Below are 15,273 nucleotides of genomic sequence, written 5' to 3'. Positions count from 1 at the left end.
ACTTCACGGTCACTCCTCTCGAACGGCACCGTCCATCGGTGACGCCGGAGACGTCGGAGCGGGCGTGCCGTCCCGGACAGCATCGCCGAGAAATCGCAGCACGGTCTCGCCGAACCGCGACGGGTCGGTGCTGTGGATGCGGTGCCCGACCGCCAGGGTCACGAGGTCACATCGCGGGATGAGCGCCGCCACCTCGGCGAGCCGCGCCGGCGCGATGTGGCTGGCGGGACCGCCGGACAGCAGCAGGGTCGGCGCCGTGATGCGCGGCAGCGCGTCCCACCAGTCGGGATGTGCCTGCCGCAGCTGGGTGATCGCGGAGGTGAGGGCCAGCCGGTCGTACCGGCGGCGAGGATCGGCGGTGCCGATGGACAGCAGCAGCAACCGGCCCAGCGGCAGCCTGCCCTCGTCGTGCCGCGGCGGCGCCGGCGGGTCCTCGAGCACCAGCCGCGTGACACGTTCCGGCTGCTCCTGCGCGACCAGCGTCGCCGCGAACCCGCCGAGCGAATGCCCGACGAGCGTCACCGCATCGAGGCGGAGCCCATCGAGCAGCGCGATGACATCGTCGCGGTGGGATCGCAGCGTGTACGGCCGGGAGCGCGGGCTCCCGGCGTGGCCGCGCAGGTCCGGCGTGACGACCCGGTATCCGGCGGCGATCAGCTCCGGGGTGAACCTGTCCCAGGTGGCGCCGCTGCTGCCCCCGCCGTGCAGCAGGACCACGGCGGGCGCGTCCCGCGGGCCCTCGTCGCGGCGGTGCAGGTCCACTAGGTGCCGAGCTGGTCGGCGAAGTCGTGCAGGGAGCTCACCAGGTGGGACATCGGGATCGGCCGCCGGCTGGTCTCGGCGATGTCCTTGCCCTCGGCGGTGAACAGCGGCGGCAGCGTGTGCAGCCCGGCGTCGAACGGGATCGCGGCCACCTCGTCCTGCCAGCCGGGCCAGCGCCAGCTGAGGTAGAACTGGTCGATCGCGCCGCTGAGCATGCCGTACAGCCAGTCGGTGTACCCGAGGCCGAGGTCCTCCCAGCCGAGGGTGTCGGGCGCGAAGTAGTGGATCGACGGCGACGGTCCGTCACCCTGCCGCCACACGAACTCGCCGCCCATCACGTCCTGCGCGACGACGAGACCGGCGCCGGTGAACGCGGCGTTGACCGTGTGGATGTCCGGCAGCCGTCGCTCGGGATATCCCGAGCCCAGGATCCGTAACCAGCCGTCGTCGACGACCAGCCCACCCGACAGGTACACCAGCGAACCCAGCCACGACTTCGTGGTGACCTGAAGTCGTTGCAGGCAGGAAGCCGCCCGATCGGGATCTGTCGGCAGGATTTCCACCGCGAACGGTGACCCGCTGACCGCCGCCTCGACCTCGGCCCAAGCCGACCGGTCCTCGGAGATCAGCTCGGCGAGCGAGCGCATGCCGCAACTGTACGACGATGTTCCCCGACGTACACGAACGACGGATTTCCGCGGTGAATGACGGTCACTCACGTTTCTCGGCCTGTTCCGGAGCAGATACTCAGAGTCACTATGTCGAACATGACTCGCCGCTGGTTGATCACCGGATGCTCCACGGGCCTTGGTCGCGCCCTCGCCGAAGCCGTCGCCGCCTCCGGGCAACAGGTCCTAGCCACCGCCCGCCGCACGTCCACCCTCGAAGACCTCCGCGACGCCTACCCGCGCACGCTCGCCACGTGCGCGCTCGACGTCCGTGACCCCGACGACTGCCACAACGCGGTGCACGCCGCGGTGGCCCGCTTCGGCGGCATCGACGTCCTGGTGAACAACGCCGGCTACGGCCACTTCGGCGCCGTCGAGGAGGTCACGGACGAGGAGCTCGCCGCCCAGTTCGCCACGAACCTCTTCGGCCCCTGGCGCCTGACCCGCATGGTCCTGCCCCTGATGCGCACCCAGGGCCACGGCGACATCGTCATGGTCTCCTCGACGGCGGGGCGGCTCGCGTACCCGGGCCTCGGCGCCTACACGGCCGCCAAGTACGCCCTGGAAGGCATGGTCGAGGCCCTGTCCCAGGAGCTCGCCGGCACCGGCGTGCACGTCGTCGCCGTCGAGCCCGGCATGTTCGCCACCGAATGGGGCAGCACGCTCACCGAGTCCCGCCACATCGACACGTACCACGACGTCACCGCCCCCATGCTCGCCGGCTCCCGCGCCATGAAGGACCTGCCGATGGCGAACCCGCCGTCGCTGTTCGCTTCGGAGGTGCTGCGCCTCATCGCCTCGGACGAGCGCCCCACCAGACTCCCGATCGGCGCCGACGCCTGGCAGGCACTCCTGGACGCCGCTCAGCGCGAGCACACCGCCCTTCTGAACGCCCGCCCCGTATCCGTCTGACCCGCCCTGCTCCCGGTTCGGCAGCGGTACGGCCCCGGACCGCCGACCCGGACCGGATGGTTCCCCGGATTCACCCTGGCCCCACCCTCGCCCAACCCCTCAGGGTCGATGACGCAGCCCGTCATCCAGCGCGTCCACAGCGTCCCCGGCCGTCGTCCCGACGGTCCCGGCCGCGGTGAGACGCGCGAACCGCGGGCCGCGTCGTCGCCTCGGCGTTTTCCGTCCTGGCGCGGTACGGCGCGGCGCGGCCCGCTCCGCTCGCGAGGAGCCCTCCGTTGACCTACCCACCTGGGCACCACCTCCGGCGCCTCCACTCCCTGACGGGCCGGGTGTCAGGCGACCAGCGCCGCTCGTAGGGCGGACAGGTCGTCGTCCTTCAGGCCGTACGTGTGGGCCCAGTCCTGGATCGAGCCCCACCGGTCCTTCGCCAGGTCCAGCGTGCGCAGCATCATCGTGGCCTCCGGGGTCCAGTCGAGGACGGAGGCGGGGCGGGGTGGGAGGCCGAGGCGGTCGACGACGGCGGAGACCCGCTCGTGGATCCGGGGCATCGCGGTCGCGGTGGCGGCGTAGTCCGCGGCGATGGCCTCGTCAGGCACGCCGAGCAGGCTCAGCACCACGGCGGCCAGGACGCCCGTGCGGTCGCAGCCCGCTTCGCAGTGGAAGACCGCGGGCAGGGTGGAGGACGTGGACAGGAGGCGGACCGTGCCGGCCAGCACGTCGCCCTTCTCGGCGAGCATGGCGACGTAGTGGCCGACGAGGTCCTCGGCGCCGCTGACGTCGGCGATCGGGGCCGAGACGTACGAGACGGGGGCGTTCGCGAAGGCGCCGCGGCCCAGGTGGGTCACCTCGAACTCGCCGCGCAGGTCGATGACCGTGGTGACCTTCAGGTCGTCGACCAGGTGGGTGACGTCGGCCCGGGTGGCGTACGCGAGTGAGTCGCTGCGGAAGAGGCGGCCGGGGCGGACGGCGCCGCCGGTCGTGGGCAGGCCGCCGAGGTCGCGGAAGTTGATGAGCCCTTCCAGGGTGTGCGGGGCACGACCGCGGCGGCGCCAGCGTCTCACCCGGACAGGCCCGTCAGCCAGTTCCAGAACTGCATGAACCAGCCGACCTCGCGCAGGTAGGCGATGCCCGCGGCGGCGAGGAAGAGGCCCGTCAGCGCGTGGGCGCCCTTGGCGCTGCGGCGGACCCGGCCGAAGCGCTGCTCCAGGACGAGGCGGCCGACGAGGCGGGTCAGGGCGAACACGCCGACGGCGACGGCCAGCACGACCAGGAAGGCGAAGAACGGGCCGCCGAGGCTGCCGTCGCTGTCCAGGGCCCACAGGCCCCAGCAGATGAAGGCGATGAACGCGCCGGTGCCGGTCAGCTCCCAGCCGACCTTGAGGGTGCGGGCGCGTTCGCCGGGCTCCGGGCGGTACATGGGGCGGTCGTTCTCGGGCTCGACGGGCATCATGCCGGTCGGGTCGGGGGCGGGGCGGTGGACGACCTTCGCGCGGCCGCGCATCTGCGGCACCCCGGCGTCGGAGACGGCGACCCCAGCGGCGCCGGGAGAGACGGGCACGCCCGACACGGGCGGCGCGGAGACCGGCACCGAGTTGTGGAAGGCGGTCGGCGCCGAGATCGCGGAGGTGGCGGAGCGCAGGGCGACCAGCTCCCGCTCCAGGCGCTCGATCCGCTGGTACGCGTCGGTCTCCGTCCCCGTGACCGACGGCCGGGCGCGGCCGATGGCGCGGGACGTCTCCGAGGCCTCGGGCTCGACCCAGTCGCAGCCGACGTCGGGCAGGCCCGACCTGCGGACGAGCTCCGCCAGGTGGGCGAGCCACGAGGGCAGCTCGCGCGTGTCGGGGCGCTCGGACGGGCGGTCGGCGAGCGGCGCGTGCAGGTGGTCGCGCAGCGCCGGGATTCGCTCCAGCAGCGGGTGGCGGCGCAGCACGTTCCACTGCGGCGGGGACGCCTCGTGCGGGTTGCGCTGGTCGGTGCGGCCGTCGACGCGCGGGTAGGCGCCGGTGACCATGAAGTAGGCGACCGCGCCGTAGCCGTGCACGTCGTAGGCGGGGCCGACGTGCTTGACGCCGCCGAACGCCTCCGGGCCGCCGGACTCCGGGGTGTAGGCGATCTGGGTGATCTCCTCCTCGCGGAAGTAGCGGGCGCCGGTGAAGTCGATCAGGCGCACCTCGCCGGTCGCGAGGACCATGAGGTTGGAGGGCTTGACGTCCATGTGCAGGACGGCCGTCGCGCCGGACTGCTGCGGGTGGTGCAGCGCCTGCAGGACCGACCCGAGGGTCTTGAGCGCGGCGACGGCGTTGAGCCGGCGGCCGCCGGGTGCCATGCCGGAGCGTTGCGCGATGTACTCGCGCAGGTTGACCCCGTGCAGGTAGTCGTAGACCTGGTACGGCACGGCGTCGCCCGGCGCCGGGCGCTCCCCCGGCCGGTGCGGCGGCGGCCCGTAGAAGCCGTCGGCGCGCCGGCAGATGCCGCCGACGCCGCGGTTGTTGAGGTCCATGAGCGCGGCGTCGCCCTTGTCCCAGGACCGCAGCTCGTCGGCGATCGGTCGCTGCGGGTCGATGCGGAACACCTTCACGGTCATCGGTGCGGACGTCACCCCGCCGCAGATGCGCACCGCTCGGTAGACGTCCGCCTGGCCGCCCGAACCCAGGTGGGCGACGAGCCGGTAGCGCTGGAACGTCTCCGGCAAAGGGCTCGCCGGACCACACACGAGGTCCAGCAACGCACCCTGCGTCATCGTGCGACTCCCCCCAGATGAAGTTTCCGCCCCCGGATACTGCTGCAATCACTTCCGAGAGTAACCAGCGCGCGAAATCGGTCGCGCTCGACGGAGGTCACGAGGTAGACACGACTGCGTGACCGGATACACGCTGCGCGCCGCGACGACCGCCGATATCGACTCGTTCAGCCGGGTGATCCGGGCCGCGTTCAACGTCCCGGGCGACCCCGACCCGACCGACACGATCCGCACGGTCATCGACCCCGCGCGGTACACGCTGGCGGAGCTCGACGGCCAGATCGTCGGCACCGCCGGCGTCTTCACCCGGGATCTCGCCGTGCCGGGTGCCGTCATCCCCGCCGCCCACGTCACCGGGGTGTCGGTCGCCCCGACGCACACCCGCAAGGGGCTCCTGCGCCGCATGATGACCGGGCAGCTGACCGGGGTGCCGGAGGCCGTCGCCGTGCTGTGGGCCTCGGAGGGGCGCATCTACCAGCGGTTCGGCTACGGTCTCGCCTCACAGAACGTCACCCTGCGCGCCGACCGCCGCGAGCTCGCGATCCGCGGCACCGCCGGCGACGGGACCGGCACGTTGCGTGCGGTGGTGCCGTCCGAGACGTGCAAGGAGCTGTCCGAGGTGTACGACCGCGCGCTCGCCGGACGCCCCGGGTGGTCCGGTCGCGACGAGACGTGGTGGACGCACCTCACGAGCGACCCCGAGAAGCAGCGCGAGGGATACACCGCGACCCGCGCCGTCCTGTACAGCGACCAGAGCGGCGTCGTGCAGGGGTACACGCGCTACCGCATCAAGAACGACTGGGACGACAACGGCCCGAAGGGCGAGGTCAACGTCGTCGAGCTGGTCGCCGTCACCCCCGACGCGGCGGCGGCGCTGTGGCGCTTCCTGCTCGGCCTCGACCTGACCCGCTCGGTCGTCAAGGGCCTCGCCGGCGTCGACGAGGAGATCTTCCACCTGGTGGAGGAGCCCCGCCGCCTCGGCGGCAAGGTCAGCGACGGGCTCTGGGTCCGCATCGTCGACCTGCCCCGGGCGCTCACCGCACGGAAGTACGCGGCACCCGTCGACGTCGTCCTCGAGGTCACCGACGCGCTCGTGCCCGCCAACGCGGGCCGCTGGCGGCTGCGGGCCGGCGCCGGCGGGGCCCTGGTCAACTGCTCGCCGACCGACGCCCCGGCCGACCTGACCTGCGACGTGACGGAGCTGGGCGCGGCGTATCTCGGCGGCACGAAGCTCGGCTCGCTCGCCGCGGCCGGCCGCGTCCAGGAGCACCGCCCCGGTGCGGTGGCCGCCACCAGCACCGCTTTCGGCTGGCACGTCACCCCGTCATCGATCGAGATCTTCTGATCCCTCTGCCAGGGGGCGCGGAGCGGGTAGGGTCTGTGCTGTGGGTGGGATCCAGCGCCGGCGGCGCCGAATGCGGCATCACCAGCCGTCCGCTGCGGATCCGTCGGCACCGGAAACGCCCACCCCGGCGGACAATGCGGCAGTGGACGAGCCGGTGCAGGAAGCGCACATCGAGGAGACCCCTGTGGTCAAGCCTCATCCACCGGTGCCCCGGCCACCGATCCATCCGCCGGTCAGCACCCAGCCCGCACCGGGCCCTCCGGCCGCACCGGCGCCTCCCCTGGCAGCGGCCGCCCCGGCCGGGCCACCGGCCCCCGCGGTGGACGGGCACCCCGCAGGGTCACCCGGCCCGGCGACGGAGCAGGTCCCTGCCACCGCCGCCGCCCCGAGCGTCGCGCCGGTCCCGAGCACGGCGCCGACCAGTCCCGCGCCGCCGAGTCCCGCGCAGCTGGCGGAGCTGTCGGGTGCGTTCGCCATGACCGCCAACGTCCACGACCCCGAGCCGGTCGACGCCGATCAGCCGCCGGCCGGACACGCGGCGGGTCACGGCAAGGACGATCACGACCGTGATCACGATCATCACCACCACCACGACAACCACCATCACCACCATCACGACGAGGTGGTGTCGGAGCGGGGCCTGCGCGGCCTCGTCGGCGGTGGCGCGTCCCAGGTGAGCGTCTCGGCGGCCATGCGCGCCCGCGACGCGGCCCGGCCCACCGACGACGACCTCGCCGCCGCCGACCGCGACCTGCAGATCATCCGCCGGGGCTGGGTGCCCCGCGAGGAGCTCACCCGCCCTGGTCACCGCCCCCGCGCCTGACCCTGCGCCCACGCGACGGCCCGCCTGGGCAGCCGCCCGCACCTGACCGGGGCGCCACGCACCGGAGGCCTGAACTGTCGCCCGCTCCCGGCCCGGCGCCACGCGACGGACGTCCGGGCCGCCCGTGCCTGAGCGGATGTGGCCGCGGGTGGCAGCCGCATCCGCCTCTCGGCGAAGGACAATCAGGCGTCTGGAAGCGGCGGGAGGACGCGGGTCGTGTCGTAGTCCAGGACCTGCGCGATGCGGCGGGCGTGCCGCTCGTTGCCCGAGAAGGCCGTCGACAGGAACGTCGTGACCAGCGACGTGGCCTCGTCGAGGGTGTGCTGCCGGGCGCCGACCGCGACGATGTTCGCGTCGTTGTGCTCGCGGCCGAGACGGGCCGTGTCCAGGTTCCACGCGAGTGCGGCCCGGACGCCGGGGACCTTGTTGGCCGCGATCTGCTCGCCGTTGCCCGAGCCGCCGATGACGACGCCGAGGCTGCCGGGGTCGGCGACGACGCGGGCGCCGGTGTGGAAGCAGAAGACGGGATAGTCGTCGTCGGGGTCGAACTTCGCCGGGCCGACGTCGACGACCTCGTAACCCTGCAGCTGCAGGGCGCCGGCGAGGTGCACCTTCAGCTCATAGCCGGCGTGGTCCGAACCAAGATAGACGCGCATACCGGGAAGTCTGTCAGAACTGGATCAGGCCCAGGCAGGAACCCACCACCAACGCGAGACCCACGAAGAGCAGCCCGGAGACCCATCCGGCGGTGGCGCCCCCGGTGAGGCGCCAGTGCCGCCGCCGGTCCCAGACGAGGGCGGCGGCGGCGAAGGAGCCGATACCGAAGGCGGCCACCATGGCCGCGATGAAGATCCGCATGTGCACACCCCAGGCCGTAGACGAAGCGGCCTAGTGTCTACCACGATCGGGTGAACCTACGACAGTTGGGCGACGACCAGCCCGGCGCGTGCCTTGGGGGTGAACCAGGTGCTCTTGCGGGGCATCTTCTGCCGGGCGAGGTTGACCGCGACGAAGTCGTCGACGGTGACGGGGGCGATGAGCACGGCCAGCTCGGCGCGGCCCGCGTCGACCTCGTCACGCAGCCACGACGCGGGGTAGTCGCCGCCGACGTAGGTGATGCGCTTGTCGCCCGGGTCCAGGCCGAGGGTCTCGGCGAAGAGGCGGCGCTCGACGAGGGCGTGGTCGAGGTTGTCGATGACGCCACCGTCGGCGTCGCGCGGCAGCTCGACGGACCAGGCGCCGTCCCGGGTGTAGAGGTGGACCCGCCCGCCCGCGGCCGGCACGTCGGCGGTGTCCAGCGCCGTGCCGTCGAAGGAGACGCCGGCGGGAAGCTCCGAGACCAGGCGGTTGTACGGCTGGATCGCCACCGACTCGGGCGTGGTGACCACGGCGAGGAAGCGCGGGTAGCCGGCGGTCTGCGCGGCGAGGCTGCGGTGGTTGCCGTCGGCGACGACGAGCTCACCGCCGCCGGCGAGGGCGAGCAGCCGGTCGCGGGTCGTGCCGGCGCCGACGGCCCAGATCTCGTGGCTGCGGCCGGCCGGGTCGGTGTCGGTCACCGCGGGCTTGCCGGCGTCGGCGACGGCGTGGGCCAGGGCGGCGTGCAGCGCTTCCCCGTGCGCGGTCTGCAGCAGCAGTACCGGCGACAGCAGGTGCGACGTCGCCTCGGCCAGGGCGACCCGCTCGCGGACCTTCTCGATGAAGACGTCCTCGTTGCGGATCACGGCGCCGGGCTCGTCGGCGCTGGTGGAGATCTCGTCGGTGGCGACCATGCACCACAGCCCGTAGGCGCGGGTGCCGTCGGGCGCGGTGATCCGGTAGAGCACGACCACGTCGTCGGCGGACGTGTAGTGCCCGTCGTCCTTCGCGGCCTGCAGGCGGCTCACGGCGTCGGGGAGGCTGTCGCGGAACGAGCGGCCGACGTTGTCCGGCGCCCGGTGGGGCATCTCGATGGCGAGCGCGCTGGACGGGTTCGCCGCGATGATGGCGGTGATCTCCGCGTCGTCGGCGAACTCGTCGTAGTTCTGCGCGCCGGTGCCTCCGGTGGAGAGCCAGGCGTGGGCGATCGGGTACGCAACCGTCATGCCCGAAACGGTATAGGTCAGACGGGCTGGGGCACGGCACGGGGGACGGCGCGTCCCGAAGTGCGGTGCTCGATCGTGGACGTGGACGCGCTGACCACGACCGGCGGCGCGAGCAGCGCGATGACGTCGTCGGGCAGATCGGGCAGGTCCTGCTTCCAGGCGCGGTCCTGCACCGTCCAGCGGGTCGTGGTGGTCGGCGTGGTCATGGGTGCCCTCCGGCTTCGCGGCGTGACGTTGCACACTGCGCAACGCTGCCCAGATGTGCCGGAGTCGCACCGGCTGTGCGCTTCCATTGCAGACCCACGGAGAACTCACAGGCATGGTTCTGTCCAGAAATCACCAGCGAGGGTGAGGTCAGATCAAGGACGGGTGATTCAGGCGGTCGCCGGGGTCACCCTCGTCAGCATCTTCACGATCCGCAGCGCGACCCCGTGGGGCTGACGGCGGCGGAGCTCGACCATGTCGGCGAGCGCGTGGATGATCCTCAGCCCGCGGCCGCTCTCGGCGTCCACCGCGGTCTCCGTGGCATCGGCGCCGTCCTCCATGGCGGACATGCCGATGCCGTCGTCGACGACGTCGATCACGCAGCGGTCCTCGTGGATGGTGACCGTCACCTGGTAGTCGGCGCCGAGATCGGCGTGCTGCACGGCGTTGGCGCAGGCCTCCCCGACGGCCAGCCCGATGTCGTCGCGGCAGTCCCTGGTGACGGAGAACACGCCCAGCGCCGCGTCGAGAACCCGGCGGGTCAAGGGGACGGTGGACCGATCGCGTGGCAACGACAGCGTCAGCCGGATCTCCATGCCCACGGCCCTGCCCCCTTCTGGTCACTGCAACGTCGGTACTGAACTAGTGCCCCGGCATACGGTGGCAGAAACGACTGCCGTCATATAGCGAAGCACGCATAAGATGTCGGACATGGGTCACGACCACGGCCACCACCACGATCACCACGCGCCTTCGGCGGACGCCGACCGGCGGCTGCTGGTGCTCGCCCTGGCGCTGATCACCGGCTTCATGGCGGTCGAGGTGACCATCGGCCTGGTGGTCGACTCGCTCGCGCTGCTGTCCGACGCGGCGCACATGCTGTCGGACGCCGCCGCGATCGCCCTCGCGCTGTTCGCGACCAGACTCGCGGCCCGGCCCCCGTCGGGCGGGTTCACGTTCGGGCTGAAGCGGGCGGAGATCCTCTCCGCGCAGGCCAACGGGCTGACGCTGCTGCTGCTGGCGGTGTGGATCGGCTACGAGTCGGTGACCCGGCTCATCCACCCGCCCACCGTCGGCGGCGGGGCGGTCCTGGTCACCGCGCTGGTGGGCGTCGCGGTCAACCTGCTGGTGGTGTGGATCCTCGGCCGGGCCGACCGGACCAGCCTCAACGTGGAGGGCGCGTTCCAGCACGTGCTGACGGACCTGTTCGCGTTCGTCGCGGCCGCGATCTCGGGCCTCGTCGTGCTGCTCACCGGCTTCGACCGGGCGGACGCGATCGCCTCGCTGGTCGTGGCGGCGCTCATGGTGCGCTCAGGGGTCGGCCTGGTCCGCGACTCGGGCCGGATCTTCCTGGAGGCGGCGCCGGCCGGGATGGACCCCGCTGAGGTCGGCCGCGAGCTGGTCGGCGTGCCGGGCGTGGTGGAGCTGCACGACCTGCACGTCTGGCAGGTCACCTCCGGATATCCCGCGCTGTCCGCGCACGTGCTGGTGGCGCCGTCCGGCGACTGCCACGCGGTCCGCGAGGCGATCGAGCGGCGGCTGCGGGAGCACTACGCGATCGAGCACACCACGCTCCAGGTCGACCACGTGCTCGACGCCGAGCACTGCGTCGACTCACACGGCGCTTCCTACAAGGGGACGGGCTGACTGCACGCGCCGGGTCACGATCCGCTCGGCCACGAACGACAGGAACGGCACCGTGCCGGCCAGCAGCACCAGCACCGTGAAGCCGAGCTTCCACTTCGCGCGCCGGGCCAGGTCCGCCGCGAGGACCAGGTAGGCCATGTACAGGAAGCCGTGCGCCGGACCGACCATGGCCACGAGCGTGTCGTCGTCGGTCGTGTACTTCAGCACGGTGCCGACGGTGAGCACGACCAGCAGCACGCCGACGATCCAGGCGATGATCCGGAAGCGCGTGAGCGCACTCTTCAACTGCACGGGAACCTCATCCGGGGAAGTCGCGGGGGCGGCGGTCGGGATCGGCCGCGAGCCAGGCCAGCATGCGGTTGTACTCGGCCAGCTGCGGGTCGTCGTCGGCGGCGGCAGCCTGGGGCGGAGCCGTGGGCGCGGCCCTCGGGCGCAGGGGCTCCTGCGTCTTCACCGGCCTCGGCCCGAGCACGTCCCGGACGGCGCGCACCCACAGGAACACCACAAACAGCGCGAAAAGCGGCCACTGCACGGTATACGCCCAGCTCAGCATGTTGCCCGCCGTGGCGCGCTGATACTGCCAGCGCCCGGCGAGCAGGCACACGGCCACCCCGGCGAGCGCCAGGACATGCCAGAGCACCCACCGGGGAGTCAGGAACCGCCGCACAGGTAGGCAGCCTACCTCTACCCCGTCAGTCGAAAACCGGCCCCACGTCGCGGGTGCGCTTGATCTCGTAGAAGCCCGGCGTGCCGGCGACCAGCAGCGTGCCGTCCCAGAGCCGCCCGGCCGCCTCACCCTTCGGGCGCGGGGTGACGACCGGACCGAAGAACGCGATCAGCTTGCCGTCCGGGCCGGGCACGTGGATGACGGGCGTGCCGACGTCCATGCCCACCGGGTTCATCCCGGCGAAGTGACTCTCCCGCAGCTGCTCGTCGAACTCGGTCGAGTCGGCGTACTCCGCGAGCTGCGCCGGCAGGCCCGCCTCGACCAGCGCGCTCTCGTACAGCTCCGGGCTGAGCTCCTGCTGCTGCAGGTGCAGCCGGTTGCCCAGCGCCGTGTACAGCGGGCGCAGCACGTCGTTGCCGAACTTCTGCTCGGCCGCGATCGCGATCCGGACCGGGCCCCAACCCTTGGCCAGACCCTCTTTGTATCGCTCGGGGAGATCGTCGCGCCCCTCGTTGAGGATCGACAGACTCATGACGTGAAACCGCACGTCAACTGGGCGAACCTGCTCCACCTCGAGCAGCCAGCGGGAGGTGATCCAGGCCCACGGGCACCGCGGGTCGAACCACATGTCTGCGATGATGCGCTCTTCCGCCATGGCGGCGACACCTCACTTCAAGCGAGCACGACAGCAACACTACTGAAAGCGTCTGGAATCCCATTCGATCCTTACGCCTCGCGGACCCCCGGTGCCAACCGGTCTGCGGGTGACCTGAGCCACTCCTCCGTTGTCCGCCATGGACGTGGAAGACTCAGGGATGGCGCCGTCGACGGGGACGGCCACAGCGAACGACAGGAGACGACACGTGGCCGGTGTACGCAACCTACGCCAGGTTGAGGCGGTCGACCGGGCCCGCCTGCTCGACGTTGCGGCGTACGACATCAGTCTCGACCTGACGGACGGCGCCGGCTATCCGGGCGAGGGCACGTTCCGGACGACGACCGAGGTGCGCTTCACCTGCACCGAGCCGGGCGCCGACACCTTCATCGAGCTCGCCGCGGCGTCGGTGCTGCGCGCGACGCTCAACGGCGCCGACCTCGACACCTCCGACTGGTCCCCGCAGACCGGGCTGCGCCTGCACGGTCTCGCCGCCGACAACGTCCTGGTCGTCGAGGCCGAGGGCGCCTACTCGACGACCGGCCAGGGGCTGCACCGCAGCGTCGACCCGGTCGACAAGGAGGTGTATCTCTACAGCCAGTTCGAGACGACCGACGCGCAGCGGGTCTACGCCTGCTTCGACCAGCCCGACCTCAAGGCGAGCTTCACGTTCCACGTGACCGCGCCGGCGCACTGGCGGGTCATCTCCAACATGCCGCCGGAGCGGCGCGACGGCCTCACCGTGCATTTCCCGCCCACGCCGCGGATGAGCACCTACGTCACGGCGGTCTGCGCCGGGCCGTATCACGAGGTCCGCGACAGCCACGACGGCATCGACCTGGGCGTGTTCTGCCGCCAGTCGATGAAGCAGTATCTGGACGCCGACGACATCCTGCTGATCACCAAGCAGGGCTTCGACTTCTTCCACGAGGAGTTCGGCATCCGGTATCCGCTGCCGAAGTACGACCAGGTCTACTCGCCGGAGTTCAACGCGGGCGCGATGGAGAACTTCGGCTGCGTCGTGCACGCCGAGCAGCACTACATCTTCCGCTCCCCCGTCACCGACTTCGAATACGAGCAGCGGGCCAACACGATCCTGCACGAGCTCGCCCACATGTGGTTCGGCGACCTCGTGACGATGCGCTGGTGGGACGATCTGTGGCTCAACGAGTCGTTCGCGGAGTGGGCCAGCCACTGGTGCAACACCCGCGCGACCCGCTTCACCGACGCGTGGACGACGTTCCTGTCCATCCGCAAGAACTGGGGCTACCGGCAGGACCAGCTGTCCTCCACCCACCCCGTCTACTGCGAGATGCCGGACGTCGAGGCGGTCGAGGTCAACTTCGACGGCATCACGTATGCCAAGGGCGCCAGCGTCGTCAAGCAGCTCGTGGCGTACGTGGGGATCGACCCCTTCCTGACGGGCCTGCGCGCCTACTTCGAGCAGCACCAGTGGGGCAACGCGACCTTCGACGACCTGCTGTCGGCGCTGGAGGCGGCCTCGGGCAAGGAGCTGCGCAAGTTCGCCGCGCAGTGGCTGGAGACCGCCCAGGTCAACACCCTGCGCCCTGAGCTGACCATCGCCGCCGACGGCACGTATGAGCAGGTCGTCGTCGTGCAGGAGGCGCCCGCCGCCTACCCGACGCTGCGCACCCACCGCATCGGCATCGGCCTGTACGACGTGACCGACGCCGGTCTGGTCCGCCGCGAGCTCGTCGAGGCCGACGTCGACGGCGAGCGCACCGAGATCACCACCCTGGCCGGCCGCCGGGCCGCCGACGTCCTGCTGCTCAACGACGACGACCTGACCTACGCGAAGCTGCGCCTCGACCCGCGCTCGATGGACACCGTCGCCGATCACATCCTCGGCATGGACAACTCCCTCGCCCGCGCCCTGGTGTGGACCGCGGCGTGGGACATGGTCCGCGACGCCGAGCTGGCCGTGCGCGACTACATCAAGCTGATCTCGTCCGGCCTGCCCGCCGAGCGCGACATCAACCTGGTCACCGCCACGATCCGGCAGGCGCAGTCGGCGCTCGTCTTCTACGCCGACCCGGCCTGGGCGCCGGAGGGCTGGCGGATCCTGTCCGCCACCGCCCGCACGGCGCTGCGCGACGCGGCACCCGGCAGCGGCTTCCAGCTCGCGTGGGCCCGCTCGTTCGCGGCCGCCGCCCGTACACCGGAAGACCTCGCGGTCCTGACCGGCTGGCTCGACGACGTGGACGTCCCCTCCGGGCTGACCATCCAGGCCGACCTGCGCTGGGGCATCCTGCACGCCCTCATCGCCAACGGCGCGGCCGACCCGGCCCAGATCGAGACCGAGCTGGACCGCGACCGGACCGCGAGCGGCGAGCGCCAGGCGGCCCTCGCCCGCGCCCTCGTCCCGACCGCGGAGTCGAAGGCGGAGACGTGGCGCCGCCTCGTCGAGGACCACCACCTGCCCAACTGGCTGCAGCGCTCGCTCCTGCAGGGCTTCCAGCACTCGGCCCAGGTGTCCCTGACCGCGCCGTTCCTGCCCGCGTTCTTCGACGCCCTCGCCACCGTCTGGGAGCACCGCGACTCGGAGCCGGCGGCGGAGTTCGTCGAGCTCGGCTACCCGTCGTTCCAGGTCAGCGAGGACACGGTGGCCCGCACCGAGGCGTGGCTGGCCGAGCCCGGCCGCCCTGCCCCGCTGCGCCGCCTGGTCGGCGAGGGCCGCGACGGCATCGTCCGCGCCCTGAAGGCCCGCGCCAAGGACGCGGCCGCCGGGAGCTGACCCACGTTCCACCC

General features: G+C 71.9%; 17 protein-coding genes. 5 read left to right on the top strand and 12 right to left on the bottom strand.

The window, feature by feature from the left end; genetic code table 11:
• Window positions 1-9: 9 nt before the first annotated feature.
• Both ACZ6TV_RS36060 and ACZ6TV_RS36055 read right to left on the bottom strand, forming a co-directional pair.
• A complete protein-coding gene (locus ACZ6TV_RS36060) occupies window positions 10-762 on the bottom strand; it encodes an alpha/beta fold hydrolase (protein WP_465302462.1) in 753 nt (250 codons plus the stop codon).
• Complete coding sequence (locus ACZ6TV_RS36055) at window positions 762-1,409, bottom strand: DUF2625 family protein (protein WP_465302460.1); 648 nt, start codon at window positions 1,407-1,409, stop codon at window positions 762-764. The genes ACZ6TV_RS36060 and ACZ6TV_RS36055 overlap by 1 nt, the downstream gene beginning before the upstream one ends.
• A gap of 120 nt (window positions 1,410-1,529) precedes the next feature.
• On the opposite strand from ACZ6TV_RS36055, the gene ACZ6TV_RS36050 reads away from it, so the two are divergent.
• Window positions 1,530-2,342: an SDR family oxidoreductase gene (locus tag ACZ6TV_RS36050; RefSeq protein ID WP_465302458.1), complete on the top strand. Its 813-nt coding sequence runs from the start codon at window positions 1,530-1,532 to the stop codon at window positions 2,340-2,342.
• Window positions 2,343-2,674: 332 nt separating this feature from the next.
• Here ACZ6TV_RS36050 and ACZ6TV_RS36045 read toward each other — a convergent pair whose 3' ends face one another.
• Together ACZ6TV_RS36045 and ACZ6TV_RS36040 are read right to left on the bottom strand one after the other, a co-directional pair.
• Complete coding sequence (locus tag ACZ6TV_RS36045) at window positions 2,675-3,403, bottom strand: tyrosine-protein phosphatase (RefSeq protein ID WP_465302456.1); 729 nt, start codon at window positions 3,401-3,403, stop codon at window positions 2,675-2,677.
• Window positions 3,400-5,082 (bottom strand): serine/threonine protein kinase, encoded by a 1,683-nt coding sequence (locus tag ACZ6TV_RS36040; protein ID WP_465302454.1) that lies wholly within the window; start codon window positions 5,080-5,082, stop codon window positions 3,400-3,402. Before ACZ6TV_RS36040 ends, ACZ6TV_RS36045 begins: the two co-directional genes overlap by 4 nt.
• Window positions 5,083-5,200: 118 nt before the next feature.
• Here ACZ6TV_RS36040 and ACZ6TV_RS36035 point away from each other — a divergent pair, with 118 nt between their 5' ends.
• Window positions 5,201-6,427: a GNAT family N-acetyltransferase gene (locus ACZ6TV_RS36035; RefSeq protein ID WP_465302452.1), complete on the top strand. Its 1,227-nt coding sequence runs from the start codon at window positions 5,201-5,203 to the stop codon at window positions 6,425-6,427.
• 475 nt (window positions 6,428-6,902) lie between these two features.
• A complete protein-coding gene (locus ACZ6TV_RS36030) occupies window positions 6,903-7,250 on the top strand; it encodes a hypothetical protein (RefSeq protein ID WP_465302538.1) in 348 nt (115 codons plus the stop codon).
• Between the two features lie 182 nt (window positions 7,251-7,432).
• Here ACZ6TV_RS36030 and ACZ6TV_RS36025 read toward each other — a convergent pair whose 3' ends face one another.
• From ACZ6TV_RS36025 to ACZ6TV_RS36005, 5 genes are all read right to left on the bottom strand, one after another.
• On the bottom strand, window positions 7,433-7,906 hold the full coding sequence (locus tag ACZ6TV_RS36025; RefSeq protein WP_465302450.1) for a ribose-5-phosphate isomerase: 474 nt from the start codon (window positions 7,904-7,906) through the stop codon (window positions 7,433-7,435).
• A gap of 13 nt (window positions 7,907-7,919) precedes the next feature.
• Window positions 7,920-8,108 carry a hypothetical protein gene (locus ACZ6TV_RS36020; RefSeq protein WP_465302448.1) on the bottom strand — a complete coding sequence of 63 codons (189 nt, stop codon included), beginning with the start codon at window positions 8,106-8,108 and terminating at the stop codon, window positions 7,920-7,922.
• A gap of 56 nt (window positions 8,109-8,164) precedes the next feature.
• Window positions 8,165-9,331 (bottom strand): DUF1015 family protein, encoded by a 1,167-nt coding sequence (locus ACZ6TV_RS36015; RefSeq protein ID WP_465302446.1) that lies wholly within the window; start codon window positions 9,329-9,331, stop codon window positions 8,165-8,167.
• A gap of 17 nt (window positions 9,332-9,348) precedes the next feature.
• The gene (locus ACZ6TV_RS36010) at window positions 9,349-9,537 is read right to left on the bottom strand and encodes a hypothetical protein (RefSeq protein ID WP_465302444.1); all 189 of its coding nucleotides are present in this window, start codon (window positions 9,535-9,537) and stop codon (window positions 9,349-9,351) included.
• 168 nt (window positions 9,538-9,705) lie between these two features.
• Window positions 9,706-10,131 (bottom strand): ATP-binding protein, encoded by a 426-nt coding sequence (locus ACZ6TV_RS36005; RefSeq protein ID WP_465302536.1) that lies wholly within the window; start codon window positions 10,129-10,131, stop codon window positions 9,706-9,708.
• A gap of 115 nt (window positions 10,132-10,246) precedes the next feature.
• On the opposite strand from ACZ6TV_RS36005, the gene ACZ6TV_RS36000 reads away from it, so the two are divergent.
• A complete protein-coding gene (locus ACZ6TV_RS36000; protein ID WP_465302442.1) occupies window positions 10,247-11,182 on the top strand; it encodes a cation diffusion facilitator family transporter in 936 nt (311 codons plus the stop codon).
• Here the strand turns inward: ACZ6TV_RS36000 and ACZ6TV_RS35995 are convergent.
• The 3 genes from ACZ6TV_RS35995 to ACZ6TV_RS35985 are packed head-to-tail and all read right to left on the bottom strand — an operon-like array spanning window position 11,150 to window position 12,504.
• A complete protein-coding gene (locus ACZ6TV_RS35995; RefSeq protein WP_465302534.1) occupies window positions 11,150-11,467 on the bottom strand; it encodes a DUF3817 domain-containing protein in 318 nt (105 codons plus the stop codon). The two genes, ACZ6TV_RS36000 and ACZ6TV_RS35995, sit on opposite strands and share 33 nt — an antisense overlap.
• Window positions 11,468-11,480: 13 nt before the next feature.
• A complete protein-coding gene (locus ACZ6TV_RS35990) occupies window positions 11,481-11,849 on the bottom strand; it encodes a hypothetical protein (protein WP_465302440.1) in 369 nt (122 codons plus the stop codon).
• A 25-nt stretch (window positions 11,850-11,874) separates the two neighbouring features.
• The gene (locus tag ACZ6TV_RS35985; RefSeq protein WP_465302438.1) at window positions 11,875-12,504 is read right to left on the bottom strand and encodes a mycothiol-dependent nitroreductase Rv2466c family protein; all 630 of its coding nucleotides are present in this window, start codon (window positions 12,502-12,504) and stop codon (window positions 11,875-11,877) included.
• Window positions 12,505-12,664: 160 nt separating this feature from the next.
• Between ACZ6TV_RS35985 and pepN the strand changes: the two genes are divergently transcribed.
• Window positions 12,665-15,259 carry an aminopeptidase N gene (gene pepN / locus ACZ6TV_RS35980; protein ID WP_465302532.1) on the top strand — a complete coding sequence of 865 codons (2,595 nt, stop codon included), beginning with the start codon at window positions 12,665-12,667 and terminating at the stop codon, window positions 15,257-15,259.
• Window positions 15,260-15,273 lie beyond the last annotated feature (14 nt).

It is taken from the genome of Dactylosporangium sp. NPDC051087 (assembly GCF_055586325.1).
The sequence above is the reverse complement of the archived record's forward strand: the minus strand, read 5'-3'. Positions and strand labels throughout refer to the sequence as shown.

Excerpts from the sequence above, each read along its gene's own strand:
- ACZ6TV_RS36055 (WP_465302460.1), bottom strand. The coding sequence starts at position 1,409 with ATGCGCTCGCTCGCCGAGCTGATCTCCGAGGACCGGTCGGCTTGGGCC.
- ACZ6TV_RS36050 (WP_465302458.1), top strand. The coding sequence starts at position 1,530 with ATGACTCGCCGCTGGTTGATCACCGGATGCTCCACGGGCCTTGGTCGC.
- ACZ6TV_RS36040 (WP_465302454.1), bottom strand. The coding sequence starts at position 5,082 with ATGACGCAGGGTGCGTTGCTGGACCTCGTGTGTGGTCCGGCGAGCCCT.
- ACZ6TV_RS36030 (WP_465302538.1), top strand. The coding sequence starts at position 6,903 with ATGACCGCCAACGTCCACGACCCCGAGCCGGTCGACGCCGATCAGCCG.
- ACZ6TV_RS36025 (WP_465302450.1), bottom strand. The coding sequence starts at position 7,906 with ATGCGCGTCTATCTTGGTTCGGACCACGCCGGCTATGAGCTGAAGGTG.
- ACZ6TV_RS36020 (WP_465302448.1), bottom strand. The coding sequence starts at position 8,108 with ATGCGGATCTTCATCGCGGCCATGGTGGCCGCCTTCGGTATCGGCTCC.
- ACZ6TV_RS36015 (WP_465302446.1), bottom strand. The coding sequence starts at position 9,331 with ATGACGGTTGCGTACCCGATCGCCCACGCCTGGCTCTCCACCGGAGGC.
- ACZ6TV_RS36010 (WP_465302444.1), bottom strand. The coding sequence starts at position 9,537 with ATGACCACGCCGACCACCACGACCCGCTGGACGGTGCAGGACCGCGCC.
- ACZ6TV_RS36005 (WP_465302536.1), bottom strand. The coding sequence starts at position 10,131 with ATGGAGATCCGGCTGACGCTGTCGTTGCCACGCGATCGGTCCACCGTC.
- ACZ6TV_RS36000 (WP_465302442.1), top strand. The coding sequence starts at position 10,247 with ATGGGTCACGACCACGGCCACCACCACGATCACCACGCGCCTTCGGCG.
- ACZ6TV_RS35985 (WP_465302438.1), bottom strand. The coding sequence starts at position 12,504 with ATGGCGGAAGAGCGCATCATCGCAGACATGTGGTTCGACCCGCGGTGC.
- pepN (WP_465302532.1), top strand. The coding sequence starts at position 12,665 with ATGGCGCCGTCGACGGGGACGGCCACAGCGAACGACAGGAGACGACAC.